Annotated in this window: 16 protein-coding genes and 2 pseudogenes; 13 read left to right on the plus strand and 5 right to left on the minus strand. The window is 70.7% G+C overall.

Annotated elements, in window-relative coordinates:
* Positions 1-218, minus strand: a pseudogene (locus tag ADY01_RS40705) (hypothetical protein); the annotation flags it as partial.
* Positions 219-798: 580 nt separating this feature from the next.
* Between ADY01_RS40705 and ADY01_RS20515 the strand changes: the two are divergent.
* The gene (locus ADY01_RS20515) at positions 799-984 is read left to right on the plus strand and encodes a hypothetical protein (protein WP_049575570.1); all 186 of its coding nucleotides are present in this window, start codon (positions 799-801) and stop codon (positions 982-984) included.
* Between the two features lie 117 nt (positions 985-1,101).
* Here the strand turns inward: ADY01_RS20515 and ADY01_RS20520 are convergent, their stop codons facing one another.
* From ADY01_RS20520 to ADY01_RS20535, 4 genes are all read right to left on the minus strand, one after another.
* A complete protein-coding gene (locus ADY01_RS20520) occupies positions 1,102-1,734 on the minus strand; it encodes a TetR/AcrR family transcriptional regulator (RefSeq protein ID WP_049575573.1) in 633 nt (210 codons plus the stop codon).
* Between the two features lie 38 nt (positions 1,735-1,772).
* Positions 1,773-2,105 carry a nuclear transport factor 2 family protein gene (locus ADY01_RS20525; RefSeq protein WP_049575576.1) on the minus strand — a complete coding sequence of 111 codons (333 nt, stop codon included), beginning with the start codon at positions 2,103-2,105 and terminating at the stop codon, positions 1,773-1,775.
* Between the two features lie 95 nt (positions 2,106-2,200).
* Positions 2,201-3,121: an SDR family oxidoreductase gene (locus ADY01_RS20530; RefSeq protein ID WP_049575579.1), complete on the minus strand. Its 921-nt coding sequence runs from the start codon at positions 3,119-3,121 to the stop codon at positions 2,201-2,203.
* A gap of 67 nt (positions 3,122-3,188) precedes the next feature.
* Complete coding sequence (locus tag ADY01_RS20535) at positions 3,189-3,929, minus strand: SDR family oxidoreductase (protein WP_049575583.1); 741 nt, start codon at positions 3,927-3,929, stop codon at positions 3,189-3,191.
* A gap of 64 nt (positions 3,930-3,993) precedes the next feature.
* On the opposite strand from ADY01_RS20535, the gene ADY01_RS20540 reads away from it, so the two are divergent.
* The 12 genes and pseudogenes from ADY01_RS20540 (at position 3,994) to ADY01_RS20585 (ending at position 15,503) form a co-directional block, all read left to right on the plus strand.
* Positions 3,994-4,425 carry a hypothetical protein gene (locus tag ADY01_RS20540; protein ID WP_049575587.1) on the plus strand — a complete coding sequence of 144 codons (432 nt, stop codon included), beginning with the start codon at positions 3,994-3,996 and terminating at the stop codon, positions 4,423-4,425.
* A gap of 45 nt (positions 4,426-4,470) precedes the next feature.
* On the plus strand, positions 4,471-5,355 hold the full coding sequence (locus tag ADY01_RS36100; protein ID WP_053171029.1) for a radical SAM protein: 885 nt from the start codon (positions 4,471-4,473) through the stop codon (positions 5,353-5,355).
* Positions 5,356-5,366: 11 nt separating this feature from the next.
* Entirely contained in the window at positions 5,367-5,525 is a 159-nt protein-coding gene (locus ADY01_RS37230) for an FxLD family lanthipeptide (protein ID WP_234320330.1), read from the plus strand.
* Between the two features lie 87 nt (positions 5,526-5,612).
* The gene (locus tag ADY01_RS20550) at positions 5,613-7,889 is read left to right on the plus strand and encodes a lantibiotic dehydratase family protein (protein WP_324613144.1); all 2,277 of its coding nucleotides are present in this window, start codon (positions 5,613-5,615) and stop codon (positions 7,887-7,889) included.
* A 65-nt stretch (positions 7,890-7,954) separates the two neighbouring features.
* Positions 7,955-8,746, plus strand: a complete 792-nt coding sequence (locus ADY01_RS41600; RefSeq protein WP_324613145.1) for a thiopeptide-type bacteriocin biosynthesis protein — start codon at positions 7,955-7,957, stop codon at positions 8,744-8,746.
* Positions 8,743-9,969 carry a lanthionine synthetase C family protein gene (locus ADY01_RS20555; protein ID WP_049575589.1) on the plus strand — a complete coding sequence of 409 codons (1,227 nt, stop codon included), beginning with the start codon at positions 8,743-8,745 and terminating at the stop codon, positions 9,967-9,969. The genes ADY01_RS41600 and ADY01_RS20555 overlap by 4 nt, the downstream gene beginning before the upstream one ends.
* A gap of 35 nt (positions 9,970-10,004) precedes the next feature.
* Positions 10,005-10,844, plus strand: a complete 840-nt coding sequence (locus ADY01_RS38280) for a thiopeptide-type bacteriocin biosynthesis protein (protein ID WP_049575592.1) — start codon at positions 10,005-10,007, stop codon at positions 10,842-10,844.
* An 11-nt stretch (positions 10,845-10,855) separates the two neighbouring features.
* Positions 10,856-12,112 carry a methyltransferase, FxLD system gene (fxlM, locus tag ADY01_RS38285; protein WP_049575595.1) on the plus strand — a complete coding sequence of 419 codons (1,257 nt, stop codon included), beginning with the start codon at positions 10,856-10,858 and terminating at the stop codon, positions 12,110-12,112.
* Positions 12,103-13,245: a hypothetical protein gene (locus ADY01_RS20570; protein ID WP_107081774.1), complete on the plus strand. Its 1,143-nt coding sequence runs from the start codon at positions 12,103-12,105 to the stop codon at positions 13,243-13,245. Before fxlM ends, ADY01_RS20570 begins: the two co-directional genes overlap by 10 nt.
* A gap of 38 nt (positions 13,246-13,283) precedes the next feature.
* Positions 13,284-13,517: pseudogene (locus ADY01_RS20575) on the plus strand (site-specific integrase); the annotation flags it as partial.
* Between the two features lie 232 nt (positions 13,518-13,749).
* Positions 13,750-14,886, plus strand: a complete 1,137-nt coding sequence (locus ADY01_RS20580; protein WP_078900450.1) for an IS701 family transposase — start codon at positions 13,750-13,752, stop codon at positions 14,884-14,886.
* A 233-nt stretch (positions 14,887-15,119) separates the two neighbouring features.
* A complete protein-coding gene (locus ADY01_RS20585) occupies positions 15,120-15,503 on the plus strand; it encodes a VOC family protein (protein ID WP_049575601.1) in 384 nt (127 codons plus the stop codon).
* The last annotated feature ends 185 nt before the right edge of the window (positions 15,504-15,688 follow it).

The raw sequence follows: 15,688 nt of genomic DNA on the forward strand, positions 1-15,688 counted from the left end.
GGCACCGCCCCAGCGCCCGGTCGCGGCCGCTGACCGGGCGCGGCCACCGGCGCCTGCTCGCTGCGACGCGGCTCCGCGAGGACCTGCCCGACCGTCTCACGGGCAATCACGAACCGCTCCCACGCGGCCTCCGCCTCCCGAAGCTCCGTCTGCAGAACCTCCACCCGCTGCCGGGCGGCACGCTCCCGCTCCTCCAGCATCCCCATCACCGACGGCACACGGCACCTCCACCGAGGAGACAACAGAACACGCCATCACTGCCGCACGACAGCAGAACTATGCCTGACCAGCAGAAACGCAGCGGCCACTCCCGGAAAGACAACGGCTTCTGAGCGCTGCCGTCTCGTGTGGCCGGCGGGACGATCCTGATCAAGTTCTTGCCGGTGGGGCCAAACCCTCTGGAGATGCTCCTTGTCCTCGTTACCTTGCCCACCGGACCCGGCCACTACCGGCCCGGTCCCCGGGATCGCCGGGCCGGGCGATGTATGTCGAACACCTGTCCGCCCGCGGCCCGAGCCCCCGTGCTGTCCACGCCCCTGCCGGCATCATCCTCTCCCTGGATTCCTCGCGGGTGCGGTGGCTGCCCACCGGGGCAGACGGCCGAGCGCTGCACGTCGCCGCACGCCATGCGGATCTCCCCCATGCACCTTGCGCAGGCTCTCGGGAATCACCCGGGTCCCGGCCCCGGGTGGCTGGGGTGGAGCCTGGCTGAGCATCTTCAGTACGCCGTGGCCGGCCGGACCCCGGACGGGCGGGAATGCCTGGTCATCTAGTGGTGTCTGCGGTGCCCGCAAAGCGGTGGCGGCCGATGACTCCTTCGACATGCGGATCGCGGGGGAGATGTACACCGGCAGCTACCACCTCGCCGCCCGCCGCGCGGCGCATGCCCTCACCGGTGGCGGCCGGACGGGCCGGGTGCTGGTCCCGTCTTATGCGGGTACGGACATGTCCTACGAGAGGCGCAGCAGTTGCCCGTTACAGTGACAGTGTGTGATGACCTTGTCCTGGCGGCGGTCATGAGGGGCAGGCGGTGAGGAGCTTGGTCAGCGCTTGATCCGGTCGCGTGCCGCTACGATGGCAAGCCCGAGGAGGGCCGGTTCCCTAGCCCGGTTTGACCCCGTCCATCACGTTGTCGACCAGGGCGAGGACGAAGTCGTCGGTGATCGGCTCGTCGGGGACGAGCAGCCGGTTGTAGATGGCGCCCCAGAGTTGGTCAACGAGGACCCGCACGTCGATGGTGGGTCGTATCTGCCCCACCTCCTGGGCCTTCCGCAGCCGTTCGACCGCGAGCCGTCGGCGCTCCGAGGAGTACAGCGCACGGAAGGCGGCGGACAGTTCGTGGTCGGTCTGAGCCTCGCCGATGAGCCCCGCCAGCACCTGCCCGCCCGGTGTCTCGGTCACGACGTGGGCGAAGTGGCGCAACTGGTCGAGAAGGTCCGCGCGGATGTCCCCGGTGTCGTGAAAGGCCAGGGTCTGTTCGACGGCGTGGAAGAAGCCGTCCAGGGCCAGGGCGCCCCTCGACGGCCACCACTTGTACAGGGTCGTCTTGCTGACGCCCGCCAGCCGGGCCACGCGCTCGAAGGTCAGGTCGGCGATTCCCTCGGCGAGGAGCAGGTCACCCACGGCCCGCAGAACGTCCGCCCTGACCTCGTCCGCGGGTCGGCGGCCACGGCCGCCGTTGCGCCTGGCGGCGGGGGCCTTCGGCTCGGGCGGCTCGTTCGGCTCGGGCGGCATGGGCGGCTCCTGTCGGGGCGTGGATGCTTCTGGCGGCGTCACCCGCTGATCTTCACACGTGCGATGAGCCCGTCGCGGAGGTGGAAGGTCAACGGTCCTGTCCCGTTGTAGCCGCCTCCCGTCACCTTCAACGTGGCGACGTAGCTGTTGGGATCGGGGCCCGCCGTGATGCCGAGGAGTGTGAAGTGCGCCCGCACGCCGATGTTGTCGGTGCGGTCCCAGTCACGCACGCCGTCGCGGCCACGGTACTCGCGGCCCCAGTCGTTGAGGTAGGCGTCGTCGGTGAACGCGGCGGCGAAGGCCTCGGAGTCGCTTCGGTTGGTCGCGTCGATGAAGGTCTGGATGGCCTCGGGGATCTCGATGGTGGTCATGGTGAACTCCTTCGTCCTGAAACGGCGTTGACTCCGCGGAAGGGGCGGCGGCAGGTCCCCGCCGGTGTCGGTCCGGGCCTGCCGCCGCCGGCTGGCTATGAGTCCTGGTCGGTGAGTCGGTCCTGGTCGGTCTTGACGTGCAGCAGCTCGTCGAAGCCAAGGCGGGTGACGAACTGCTCCTGCGCCCTGCGGGTCACCTGGTTGACCTCCTCGACGCCGGCGTTGGTGAAGTCCACGACACTGCGGAACGGGCGGGTGCCCCGGGGCAGCGCGAGGATGCGGGCGATCTCCTCGCCCACGGCGCGCGGGTGCGCGTCCACGTCCTTGGGGAACAGAGCCGCCGTGGCCTCCTCGTTGCGCTCCACCATCGGGTCGAGCTGGGCGTACCCTCGGGTCCGCTCCTCGTCGGCCGCCCTGCTCGCGTTGGCGAAGTGGTGGGTGCCCTGCGTGAACGGCCCCGGCATCACGATGGTGGTCTCGATGCCCAGCGGGTTCACCTCATAGGCGGTCGCGAGCGCGAGGGCGTCGCCGGCGATCTTCGCGGCCACGTAGGGGCCAAGGAACGGGGGAACGACCACCGAGGTCGTGCTGCCGATGTACAGCAGCGTCCCCGACCGGCGTTCGCGCATGTGCGGCAGCGCCGCGCGGTTGACGCGATGGATGCCGAGCGCGTTGATGTCGAACAGCCTCTGGATGTCTTCGGGGGTGAACGCCTCGACGTAGCCGACGAACATGTGGCCTGCGTTGTGTACGACGGTGTCGAGGTGGCCGGCCTCATCGATGATCCTGGCGACGGCGGCCTCGGTCGACTCCTGCGACTGGACGTCGAGCTCGACCACGCGCAGGTCCTGCCCTTCGCGGCGGCCGAGCTCAAGCAGCTCGTTCGCGCGGTCGGCGTTGCGGTCCGCGACGTGGCGCATGCTGGCGTAGACGGTGTGTCCCGCCGCGGCGAGAGAGCGAGCCGTGAGGTTGCCTATGCCGGTGGCGGCGCCCGTGATCAGGACGACAGAGGACATGTCGGTTTCCTTTCGGGAAGAGCGAAGGGGAGGATGGGGAGGCGGGGGACGATGGGGAGGCGGGCGATCAGGCGAGCCCGCCGTTGGTCCAGAGCACCTGGCCGTTGACCCAGCGGGCCGGGCCGGCGAGGAAGGCGACGCTCTCGGCGACGTCCTCCGGCTGACCGAGGCGCTCAAGCGGCGTGGCCTTCGCGAACCGCTCGACCGCGGCGTCGTCCTTTCCCTCGTAGAAGAGCGGCGTGGCGATGGGCCCCGGGGCGACGGTGTTGACGGTGATGTCCTTGCCGCGCAGCTCGCGGGCGAGGATCAGCGTGATGCTGTCCACAGCGGCCTTGCTGGAGACGTAGGCGCCGTAGGTCGGCAGCTGCGTCCGCCTCACGGAGGTCGAGACGTTGATGATCGCCCCGCCCCGGCGCACCCGGCGAGCGGCCTGCTGGGTGACCACGAAGGCGCCGCGGATGTTGGTGCGGTGCATCCGGTCCAGGTCGTCCAGGCTCATCTCCGCGATCGGCGACAGGATCATGATCCCCGCCGTGTTGATGACGACGTCGATGCCGCCCCATGCGGACTCGACGGCGTCGAACGCCGTCCGCATGTCGTTCTCGTCGGCGACGTCACCGCCGACCGCTATGGCGGTGTCGCCGCCCTCGGTGATCCTGGAGACGATCTCGTCGGCCCGGCTCCGGTTCCTCGCGGAGTGCACGGCCACGGCGAAGCCGTCGGCGACGAGACGATCGACGACGACACGGCCGATGCCTCCGGTGCCGCCGGTGACGAGAGCGACACGCTTGGTGGTAGGGGTGCTCATACTGTCTCTCCTTCGGCCATCAATCTCAGCCATCAAATGAACGCTGAGTCCATATAACCATGAAATGAACGCCGCGTCCATATCTCTCTCCGGGCATGTTCAGGCCCTCAACCTCACCTCCCGGGAGCCCGAGGTGACCGATCCCGCCCCCCAGGCCGCGGCGTCCGAGCCGGCTGCCGTCTTCGCCTTCGAACCCGAAGGCCCCGGGGTCACCGCCGCCATCTCGCGCGCCGCTCCGGCGGCTGTCCACCGCGCCTCGTGGGAGGAGGACTTCCTCTACGAGACCAGCGGCGACCGCGCCCACCGCTACCGCCAGCCGGCCGGCAGCCCGGTGACGGGCACGCTCCTGCGCGCCAACCGCGCCGCCGCCGCCCTCCACCACCTCCGTCACCGGTGGCTGCCCGGCCAGGTCTGGCGCAGCTGTTCGAGGTCGATCAGCCGTGACGGCTCCTGGCGGAGGCGGGCGGCTGCTGGTGGCGGAGGTGTTCGGCGATGACCCGGCAACGTTCCAGGGCGAGGGCCCCAGCAGCGGGAGCCGGCGGTGTTCGTCCGGCTGTCGCGCTGCAACCTCTCGTGCGGTTGGTGCGATAGGCCGTGGACCTGGGACTGGCAGCGTTACGACCCCCGGGCGGAGTCGGCATGGCGGACCGTGGAGGAACTCGCCGCCTGGGCGCTGGGCGTCCCGGTCGGCCTGGTGGTGATCACCGGCGGTGAGCCGCTTCTCCAGCAGCGGCAGTTGATACCGCTGGTGCGGCAGTTGGTGGCCGGGGGACGGCGGGTGGAGGTGGAGACGAACGGCACCATCGTCCCGGACCCCGCGCTACTGGTGGGGGGCGTGCGGTTCAACGTCTCGGCGAAATTGGCGAACTGTGTCGTCCCCATCGAGCGGCGCATCGTGCCCGCGGCGCTGGAGGCGTTCGCCGCCAGTGGGCGCGCGGTGTTCAAGTTCGTGACGCGGACCGTGGACGAGCTGGAGGAGATCGCTGCCCTGGCCGACCGGTTCGGCCTGTCCCCGGTGCTGGACGGGTTCTGCAGCATGGCCGTGGACCCTGACCTCGACACCGGGCTGGTGGCCCCCGGCAACAAGCGGTTCTCCCCGGCCGCGGTGGCGGGACGCGACTTTGGGAATCTCACCACCCGCCGTACCACTGACGAGAAGTCGGTGGAGTGCGGGGTCCACGCCTTCGGCCCGGAGAGGCCCGCGTTCGCCGAGACGCTCGCCGACCCCCTGCGCGCCTGGGCTGCGGACCATCGCGGGGGCCCGGCCCGCGCATCGCCGTCTACCCGGGCGGTACCTCTGATGAAAAGCTGCCCGAGGTGTCCCCGAAGCGGGTCATCGACAAGATCCACTGCCGGGTCGCACTCTCCTGGCCCATGGCCGCACGCTAGCCGAGGACCAGGGCATCGTGCACCACCCCATGAGTAGGAGTGATCTGCGTGGAATCCGAAGCAACCGCAACAGCCCTCGAAAATCCTGACTTGTTCGACCTGGACATCGCCTTGTTGGAGGTGGCGGACCCGGCGGGTCTGGTCAACATGACTGACGACGGGTGCGGTTCGACCTGTGAGAAGGACGCCTGCATCAGCGCGGCGTGACTCTCGCGGACGGCCGGACGCGGCCCCGCCACGACGGAGCCGCGTCCGGCCGCCATCGCTCTACCCGGCATCGCGTGGAGGTATCTGGTGAGCAGGGCAGACGATGGTCCGGCGGGTTTCCGGGCCATGGGCGGGGCGCTGATCCGCGCTGTCCATCACGCCGAGTTGGCGCTGCCCGCGTGGCCCGATCCGACTGGCACCAGCCCCGGTCATGCCGCCGCGTGGGTGGACTGGCTGCGCGCCGTATGGGCGATTCCCGAGGTCGCCGAGGCCATCGGTCATGCCAGCCCGGAACTGGACCGTCAGGTAAGAACCTTGTGCGCCGCTGATGCGCCCGGCGAGCGGCAGGCGCGACGGGCGGTGGTGTCGGTGGCTCGCTACCTGCGACGAATGGCCGGTCGGCCGACGCCCTGGGGACTGCTGGCCGGAGTCGCCGCAGCGAGGTTCGGGGACCAGCCGCACGCGTGGTGGGGGGCGGAGCACTGGGCTGTGGGCCGGGCGGACGCGGGCTGGCTGGCCGATGTCATCGGTCAGGTCGAGGGCTGTCCCGAGGTCCTTGAGCGTTTGGCCGTGGTGGCGAACTCCACGTTGATGGTGCGAGGCGACCGTCTGATCGTGCCCTACCAGCAGCACCCCAACGAGCAGGGTGCTGGGGCGGTAGAGGTATCTCTGCGGTACACCCCCGCCGTACGCGCCGCCGTGGAAGCGGCCCGCCGGCCGGTCCGGTTAGCCGATCTTGCAGCGAAGCTCGTTGCCGAGTTCCCAACGGCGAAGCCGGAGAAGGTCACCGGAATGCTCACCGAGCTGGTCGCCCGTCGAGCGTTGATCACCAGCCTGCACGCCCCGGCCACGGAGCCGGACGCCCTGGGATGGCTACTGGAGCACCTGGAGGCGGCCGACGCCACGACGCTGGAGCCCCTTTCCGGCCTGGTGGCCGCGTTGAAGGAGATCCACGTTCTCCTGGAGCGGCATAACGAGGGGCCCGTCGACCAGGGCCGTGCGCTGCGCGCGGAGGCGGCCGTGCGGATGCGCCGCCTGGCCCGAGCCCGTCGGCATCCGGCCGCGGTGGATCTCCGGTTGGACGCGGGCATCGTTTTACCCGAGGACGTGGCCCGCGAGACCGAACGCGCCGCACAGGTCCTGGCACGTCTGAGTCCGTACCCGCATGGCAAGCCCGCCTGGCGCGAGTTCCACCGGCGGTTCTACCAGCGGTACGGCGCCGGCGCCCTGGTACCGCTGCTGGATGTCGTGGCGGACAGCGGCGTCGGCTGGCCGGACGGCTACCCCGGCGCGGTCTCGCCGCAGCGGCGCCCAGAGCATTCGCTTCGCGATGAGAAGCTGCTGGCACTCGCGCAGGCCGCGGTGCTGGACGGACGGGCGGAAGTCGTGTTGAACGAGCCGCTGATGGCCGAGCTGGAGGTGGGGGAGGCGGGGCGGGCGCGGCTGCCACCGCATCTGGAGCTGTGCGTCCGCGTACATGCCCCCGATCTGAAGGCGTTGGGGCGCGGGAATTTTCGCCTGACGGTGGTGTCGGCCTCCCGGGCCGCAGGGGTGATGACCGGCCGCTTCCTCGGCCTTCTTGGTTCGGACGTCCGGGAGGAACTGGCCGCCGGCTTCGCCGGCCTGTCAGGCAGCGATCCGGATGCGGTGCGCGCGCAGATCTCGTTCCGGCCGCTGGACCCCGCCTCCGCGCACGTCACGCGGACGGTTCGGGTCTTCCCGGCCGTGGTCAGTCTCGCCGAGCACCGGGACACGGTTGCCGAGGAGGGCGTGCTGACGGCTGAGGATCTGGCGGTGGGCTGCGACAGCCACCGCCTGTATCTGGCCGTCCCAAGGTGGGGGAAGGGGGTGGAGGTGTGGGGTATGCAGGCGCTGAACCTGCGCACCCACACCCCGCCGCTGGCCCGCATGGTGACCGAACTGCCCCGCGCCCTGTGCGCGCAGGTTGCCGCCTTCGACTGGGGCGCCGCCGCCCGGCTGCCGTTCCTGCCGCGGCTGCGCTACGGCCGCACCATACTGACCCCCGCGCGATGGCGCTTACAGGCCGCCGACCTGCCCGGCCGGAGGGCCGTATGGGAGGCCTGGGACACAGAACTGGCCGGGTGGCGAGCCCGCCGTCGCCTCCCACGCATGGTGCACCTCGCGGAGGATGACCAGCGGCTACCCCTGGACCTGGACAGAGCCGGACACCGCGTGCTGCTGCGTGAGCACCTGCACACCCACCAGGACGCGGTGCTGGAAGAGGCCCCGACGAGAACGCCGCTGGATGGTGCGGCGGTCGCGCGCACGAGGTCGTCGTGCCACTGGCCGCCGCGCAACAGCTGGCCTGGCCGAGGCTGCCCCACCCGACCCGGGAGCGGGTGATCGGCCGCGACCACGGCCAGAGTCCGGGCGCAGCCCCTTTGCTGTTCGCCAAGCTCCATGGAGACGTGCACCGTCAGGACACCATCCTTGCCGAGCACCTGCCCGTCCTCCTCGCCAAGTGGGGCGAGGAGCAGCCCATGTGGTGGTTCCTGCGTTTCCGTGAAGGCCGTGACCACTACCTCCGGCTGCGCATCACGCTCCCCGACGCGACGTCGGCCACGTTCGGCGAGGCCGCCGCGAGAGTGAGCGGCTGGGCCGACGAACTGCGTCAGCGCGGACTGCTGCGCGAAATTGCCTATGCGACCTCCTATCCGCAGACCGGGCGATGGGGCGACGGTCCCGCGCTGGCCGCAGCTGAGGCGGTGTTCGCCGCCGACTCGGCCGTGGTGCTCACCCAACTCGCCCAGTCCCGACGCCCCCACCCGCGCGCCCTGACCGCCGCCCACTTCGCCGCCATCGCGATCGCGTTCACCGGCAGCACCGCCACAGGCATGGACTGGCTGATCAACCATGTCCCGGCTACCGCCCCAACGACCGTTCCGAGGCCGGTGTTCGCGGAAGCCGTACGCCTGGCCGACCCCCGCGACGACTTCCATGCCCTGCGCCGAGCCTCGCGCGGCTCGACGAACGTGGGTGCCTGGAGGGAACGCTCCCTTGGCCTGGCCGCCTACCGCGCCCACCTTCCCGGCCCGCACACCAGGGGCATCGACCCTGACGACGTTCTGAGCTCCCTGCTGCACACGCACGTTCTGCGGGCTCGCGGCGTCGAGCCGGAGGAGAAGGCGGTGTGCCTGTATCTGGCCCGGGTCGCAGCACTCGCCTACACAGCCCGCACCCGGACAAGAGGCCGCCGGTGAACTTCGAGCAGGCACTTGAGACCGCTGACCGCCTCGCACGACCCGACGCCCCCGGCCTGCCCGCCGACCAGTCATGGTGGCCGCAGTCCCTGGCGCACGGCGTCCTGGGGATCGCCCTGCTGCACGCCGAGGTGGGGGCTGCCGGGCTGCGGCCGTTGCAGCGCGTCCATGACTGGCTGACCGCGGCCGCCCGTCGCCCGGTCACGACCGGCGCCAGCACCGGCCTGTTCTACGGCGCGCCCGCCGCGGGCTTCGCCCTGTCGAGCGCCGCCGCCGTGCACCCCGGTGCCTACCGCAGAGCCCTCGCGTCGCTGGATGCGCGGATCGCCGCAGATGCCCGCCGCCGCGTGAAGGCGGCCCGTGACCGCATCACCGCCGGCCGTCTGCCGGTGCTGGCGGAGTTCGACACCATCCGCGGCCTGGCCGGCATCGGGGCCCACCTCCTGCGCCGCGATCCGCAGGGCGAGGCCGTGCGGGCGGTCCTGGAGTATCTGGTGGCGCTTACCGACCCCCTCACCGACGACGGACGACAGGTACCCGGATGGTGGACCCTCATCGGTCCCACCGGCCACCCGGATGAGGAATTCCCCGGCGGGCACGGCAACGCAGGGCTCGCTCACGGGATCGGCGGCCCACTCGCGCTGCTCGCCCTCGCCACGCTGCGCGGTGTGGCCGTACCCGGGCAGCGCGACGCCATCGACGCCATCTGCGCCTGGCTGGACTTCTGGCGCACCGACACCGGCACCGGCCCCCTCTGGCCGTACCTGGTCCGGCGTTCCGAGCACGACACGGGATCCCCGCGGCCCCGCCGCAGCGGAACGGTGCGGCGCCCGTCGTGGTGCTACGGAACCGCCGGCGCCGCCCGAGTCCAGCAGCTTGCCGCCCTGGCCACCGGCGACGCCGAACGCCGCCGCATCGCCGAAGACGCCCTCGTCCGCGCCCTTGCCGACCCCGCGCAGCGTGCCGCGACCACCGACGCCTCGCTGTGCCACGGCTACGCCGGACTGGCCCACATCGCCGCCCGCGCCGCGGCCGATGCCGACAAGCCCGCAGCAGCCCGGCTCCGGCAGCTCGCTCCCGAACTGCTGGACGCCGCCCAGCCCGCCCAGACCGAGGGACTCGGCGTGCTGGAGGGCGCTGCGGGGGCGGCCCTGGCCGCCCTCGCCCAGACCACCAGCCTGCCGCCCGCAACGGGCTGGGACGCCTGCCTCCTCATCGCATGACCGCCCGCCAGCCCAGAAGGGAAGCATCCAGCCCGATGCAGCCGGAAACCGACTGGCACCAGTACATGATCGAGTTCACCACCCCAGCCGCGGCGGGGCACACTGCCGCCCACCATCTCGCGCCCGCACTGAACCGGGCCCAGGACGTCGGCGTCCGGACCACCTGGTGGCACCTGCGGAAAGCCCCCGCCTGGCGGCTGCGCTTCCAGCCCGAGGACCCGGCAACGACGGTCGTCGCCGCCCTGCTGGCCACGCTCGCCGCCGACGGCCACATCGCCAGCTTTACCCGGGGGATCTACGAGCCAGAAACCCTCGCGTTCGGCGGCCCGGCCGCGATGGACATCGCCCACACGCTCTTCCACCACGACAGCTGGCACCTCCTGGCCCCCGTCGCCGCCCAGCGCGACGAGCCAGCCGAGGCCCTGGGCCGACGCGAGACCACCGTTGTGCTGTTCAGCATCCTGCTGCGCGCCGCCAGCCTGGACTGGTTCGAGATCGGGGACGTCTGGGCGAAGGTCGCAGACCTGCGCCCCGCCGCCCACGCCCATGACCTTGCCCCCGAACGCTCCCAGAAGCTGACCTGGGCGACACGACGGTTGATGACCGTAGCCCCGCGTTCCGTGCCCGACCTCCTTCCCGAGCCGTGGGTGGCCACGTTCGAATCCGCCGGTCAGGCCCTCGCCGCCCTGGCACGCTCCGGGCAGCTGGAGCGCGGGCTGCGCGCCGTCCTGGCTCACCACTTCATCTTCCACGCCAACCGCGCCGGTCTCCCGGCCGCCGACCAGGCCACCCTGGCAGCGCTGGCCATGGACACCGTCTTCCACACCACACCCGAACGGCCGGATTCCTCCGGCCCACCCACCCGGCACCACTAAGGTCCCGCGACATGACCACTACTGTCAGCGACACGAACGCCTCATCTGCCTCCGCCAGCCAGCTGCGTGCCAAGCTGGCCGACCGTCTGCGCGAGGATCCCGTCCGCACGCCCGCCATCGAGGCCGCCCTGCGCAGCGTGCCCCGGCACCTGTTCCTGCCCGGCGTATCCCTGGAGGCGGCGTACGCCAACGAGCCCGTCTACACCAAGCAGGACAACGCCGGCGCCTCCATCAGCGCCGCCTCCCAGCCGCTGATCGTCGCGATGATGCTGGAACAGCTTCAGCTCCAACCCGGCCACCGGGTTCTCGAACTGGGCGCCGGCACCGGCTACAACGCCGCCCTCATGGCCGACATCGCAGGCGAGAGGGGCCACGTCACCACAGTCGACATCGACGAGGACCTGGTCGACGGCGCACGGCAGCACTTGGCCGCCGCGGGAGTGGCGAACGTGGAGATCGTCCTCGGCGACGGCGCACTCGGCAACGCGGATGCGGCTCCCTATGACCGGATCATCGCCACCGTGGGCGCCTTCGAGGTGCCGCCAGCCTGGTTGGACCAGCTCGCCCCCACCGGGCGGTTGGTGGTCCCGCTGCGCCTGGCCGGCGTCGCCTCGCGCAGCATCATCTTCGAGCGCGACGCCGACGGGTGGAGCAGCCGGGGAAGCGAGATGTGCACGTTCATGCCCCTGCGCGGCATCGGCGACGACGCGCGCGGCGCCGTCGACCTCACCGGCACAGGCGAGGTGACCTTGCAAACGCACAAGGACAACGACGGAGCCACGGACCAGGTATCCCTGTCCGGGGTTCTGGACACTGCGCGCCATGAGGTGTGGAGCGGCGTGCTGTTCGCTCCCGGCGAGTCGTTCGAGTGGCTCTACCTGTGGCTGGCTTGCCGCCTGGCCAACCCCATCATGCGCATGAACGTCGAGCCCACCGCAAAGGAACGTGGCCTGGTTACGCCGATGTTCCCCACCGTGGCCATGTCGACCACCACCGTGGACGGCAGCCTCGCCTACCTCACCATCCGCCCGGCCCCGCCCGCCGCAGACGGCGGGAAGCGGTTCGAGGTCGGCGTCATCGGCCACGGTCCCACCGGACGGGAACTCGCCGAACATGTCGGACAGCAGATCAGCACCTGGGACGACGGCTTCCGCACCCGAGACGTCCGCTTCGCCCTTCCCGACACTCCTGCGGTGGCCGCCAACCCCAACGCCGGGCGGTTCCTCCTCCACCGCTCCCACCACCCCATCACCGTCACATGGGACTGACCGGCGTGGACCCCACCGGGCCGATAGCGCGCCGCTTCCCCCTCATCGCCCGGCTCCGCCCGGCCTGCACCCCGTTGCACCAGCGCGTGGCCGACCTGTGCGCCCGCGCCCGCGCGGCCGACCAGGACACCGACACCGGGGAAGCCTCCGCCGTGTTCAACCTGTCCGCACTCCTGGCCTCGGACATCGGCCTGCCCGACCTGGCCCGCACCTGGTGCCACCGGCACGCGAACGTGTACCTGTGCGCCCGCCCCCTGGGCGCACAGGCCGCACGCCGCGCCCTGGAACCGCTGGTCAACCTCGCCCGCCTCCACATCCGCAACGGCGACGGCGACCACGCCTTTACTCTCATTGAGACCCTGTTCACCGCCGTCAGCCCCCGCACCGACACCACCATCGACGGCATCGACATCCCCGCAGCCACCCTCACTCCCCTCGAAGCCCACCACGACGTCCGCAAGTGGCTGTGGGCAGTCCTGCTGGCCACCGGCTCCCGCGCCCTTGCCGTTTCCGGCCGCTGGAACGACGCCCACGCCCAGCTACTCCGCTACAACGGCATCGGCCGCCGCATCTTCGACGGCCGCCAAGTCGCCGTCCTCGCCCGCGCCACAGCCGGCGACTACGCTGAAGCCCTGGACCTGCTGGAAACCACCGCCCCCGGTGAGCCGTGGGAGAACGCCGTCACCGCCTGCCTGAGCGCACTGTGCCGCCGCCACGCCCACCAGGCCCCCGACCAGGACCTCGCCACCCTGCTCGACCACTACGAGCACCTCGACCACGTCCCCGGCCTGGCGGTCTTCCATACCCGCCTGGGCCTGTCCGCCATCGACGCCGCAGGTGGTATCGACCACCCCACCGCCCGCCGCATCGCCACCAGCCTCATCAACCGCCACACGACAGCAGCCTCCGACGGATACACCGCCCGTGATCTCCTCGGACACAACGACTGCGCCGGCCTCCTCACCCAGCGCGAAGCCCGCGACCTCACCGATCTGGTCAAAGCCTGCGCACTGGAAACCCGCGACCTTCCCGCACCACTGCGACACGGCCTCACCGTGGCACTGGACAGCAGCGAGAGAGTCCTCACCCGCACGCTCACCGACCACCCCTTCCGCAGCGACCCCGTGTCCTGAACGCCACGACATGACCGGCAGGTGCCGGGGAATCCGTTGTGCAATTGCCTGCGGGGAAGGCGTTGACCGTCCGTGCGGCGGGGGATGCCTTCCTCGACTCGCTCGGCAATCCGAATACGGTCCGCAGCTACTCGACCGGCGTCGGCAAGACGGCCGAGCGGATGGGCGAGGCCCGACCGCTCGGGTCGGTCGCGGTCGACGAGATCGGCGAGGCCCTGGAACTGCTGTGGGGCACCGTGGCGGTCAACACCTGGAACGCCCACCGTGCCGCGTCCCCGTGCGGCGGGCAGCACCACCAGCCGACCAGGGACCGCTACGGCCGCCGAACGGGACAGCGCTGGTTGTCGTGCTGACCGTCAGCGCAGGACAGATATCCGTCCCCAAAGGATCGACTGTCCGCTATGATCAAGGTATGTGCTGCTGCGCTCCCATGACGACGACCGCCGCTTAGTACTGCAGCCGCAGTTGCTGTGACGGTCGGTCTGGCTACTCGTTGAGCCGTGCATGGGTGGGGACGTCACGGTTGATGAGGTGCACCGCTGGGCGGCCGGTCTGGACGCTTTGGACGCTCGGATCGGTGGGCATTTTCGCAGGTCCGAGCCGCGCCGGAGGGCAAGGGAGTATCTGCGTGGGCTGCTCGCGCCATTGGAGCGCAAGAACGGCTGGACGCTGGCCGAGCAGGCCGGCGAGCTGTGTCCGGACGGCATGCAACGGCTGCTGAACCAGGCCGACTGGGACGCCGACGCGGTCCGCGACGAGGTCCGCGGCTTCGTGCTGGAGCATCTCGGTGCCGAGAACGGCGTGCTGGCCGTGGACGAGACCGGCTTCATCAAGAAGGGCACCCGGTCGGCCGGCGTGCAACGGCAGTACACCGGCACCTCCGGGAAGATCGACAACTGCCAGCTGGGCGTGTTCTTGGCCTACGCCTCCGCCAGAGGACGGGCGTTGATCGACCGCGAGCTGTACCTGCCCATCTCCTGGAGCGAGGATCCAGCCCGCCGGACGGACGCGAAGATCAGCGACGACGTCACCTTCCACACCAAGCCTGCCCTGGCCCGTGCGATGCTGGAGCAGGCCCTCGCCGCGAAGCTGCCCTTTCGCTGGGTGACCGGCGACGAGGTCTACGGCCAGGACCCCGTCCTGCGAGGCTGGCTGGCCGAGCAACGCCTGAGCTACGTGCTCGCGATCTCCTGCAAGCATCGATGTGGGCCACGCGGACAGAACGCCCGCACTACCTCGGCGATCCTGCCGCAGCACGCCTGGGGGACCCGCTCGGCCGGGGAGGGCGCCCACGGCCTGCGCGAATACGCCTGCGCCCTGGTCCCGCTGCCCGGCGAGGGCGACGACGACTTCGAAGACGCCCTGCTGATCCGCCGCAGCCTCGCCGACGGCGAGCGCGCCTACTACCTCACCCACGCCCCAAGAGGCACGGCGCTGGCCGAGATCGTCCGGGCCGCCGGCGCCCGTTGGGCGATCGAGGAGTGCTTCCAGACCGCGAAGAACGTGGCCGGCCTGGACCACTACCAAGTATGCCAGTACCCGGCCTCGTACCGGCACATCACCCTGGCCATGGCCGCCGCCGCCCACCTGGCGGCCATCCGCGCGACTGAGCACGAAAAGGGGGACACAGCCGCGACCTGATCCCACTGAGTGTGAACGAGATCCGCCGCCTGCTGACCAGATTCGCTCACGCCGTCCGGCACGAAGCCGGTCACATGCTGCACTGGTCACGCTGGCGGCGCCGCCATCAACACCGCGCCCGTCTCAGCCACTACCGCCGCCGAGGCCATCGACCCCCGTAATCTCGGCTGCAGGCCGCGGGTGCGGCCATATTCCGGTGGCGGGCGGGGCGCCGCTCCGACATGATCGCGCGCATGCCTTCAACGGTGACAAACATAGCGATCGACTGTGCAAACGCCTACCGACTGGCGCGGTTCTGGAGCGGTGTGACCGGACACCCGCTGGATCCCGAGGACGAACCGGGTGACGACGAGACGGAGATCATGCTGCCCGGCGGCCCGGCCTTGCACTTCAACGAGGTTCCAGAGCCGAAGTCGGCCAAGAACAGGCTCCATCTGTGCCTGCGCCCGGATACCTCACGGGACGCAGAGGTTGAGCGGCTGCTGAAGCTGGGCGCCTCCCTGGTCGCCGATCACCGCAAGCCCGACGGCTGGGGCTGGGTGATTCTCGCCGACCCGGAAGGCAACGAGTTCTGCATACTGCTGGCCGAATCCGAGCGGGCAGCATTGTCCTCGTGACCTCAGCCCAGCTCAACAAACAGCCCGACCACCGGTCACAGCAACTGCGGCTGCAGTATTAGAAGCCGTTGCTCTATCGATCATGGTGGGCATGGGTTCGAGTGGGGATGCCTGGTCGGGTGGTCTTGCGTCGGTGCGTGTATGAAGACAGGGCCTCTGGTGCAGCTCGGGGTTGTTGAAGCCAG

The organism is Streptomyces sp. SBT349, assembly GCF_001083795.1.
GTDB lineage: Bacteria > Actinomycetota > Actinomycetes > Streptomycetales > Streptomycetaceae > Streptomyces.

What these genes read in the sequence shown, in the direction of transcription:
- ADY01_RS20535 (WP_049575583.1), bottom strand. Translation starts at nt 3,929, where the DNA reads ATGAGCACCCCTACCACCAAGCGTGTCGCTCTCGTCACCGGCGGCACC.
- ADY01_RS20525 (WP_049575576.1), bottom strand. Translation starts at nt 2,105, where the DNA reads ATGACCACCATCGAGATCCCCGAGGCCATCCAGACCTTCATCGACGCG.
- ADY01_RS20585 (WP_049575601.1), top strand. Translation starts at nt 15,120, where the DNA reads ATGCCTTCAACGGTGACAAACATAGCGATCGACTGTGCAAACGCCTAC.
- ADY01_RS20530 (WP_049575579.1), bottom strand. Translation starts at nt 3,121, where the DNA reads ATGTCCTCTGTCGTCCTGATCACGGGCGCCGCCACCGGCATAGGCAAC.
- ADY01_RS20580 (WP_078900450.1), top strand. Translation starts at nt 13,750, where the DNA reads ATGGGTGGGGACGTCACGGTTGATGAGGTGCACCGCTGGGCGGCCGGT.
- ADY01_RS38280 (WP_049575592.1), top strand. Translation starts at nt 10,005, where the DNA reads ATGCAGCCGGAAACCGACTGGCACCAGTACATGATCGAGTTCACCACC.
- ADY01_RS20570 (WP_107081774.1), top strand. Translation starts at nt 12,103, where the DNA reads ATGGGACTGACCGGCGTGGACCCCACCGGGCCGATAGCGCGCCGCTTC.
- ADY01_RS20520 (WP_049575573.1), bottom strand. Translation starts at nt 1,734, where the DNA reads ATGCCGCCCGAGCCGAACGAGCCGCCCGAGCCGAAGGCCCCCGCCGCC.
- fxlM (WP_049575595.1), top strand. Translation starts at nt 10,856, where the DNA reads ATGACCACTACTGTCAGCGACACGAACGCCTCATCTGCCTCCGCCAGC.
- ADY01_RS20540 (WP_049575587.1), top strand. Translation starts at nt 3,994, where the DNA reads ATGAACGCCGCGTCCATATCTCTCTCCGGGCATGTTCAGGCCCTCAAC.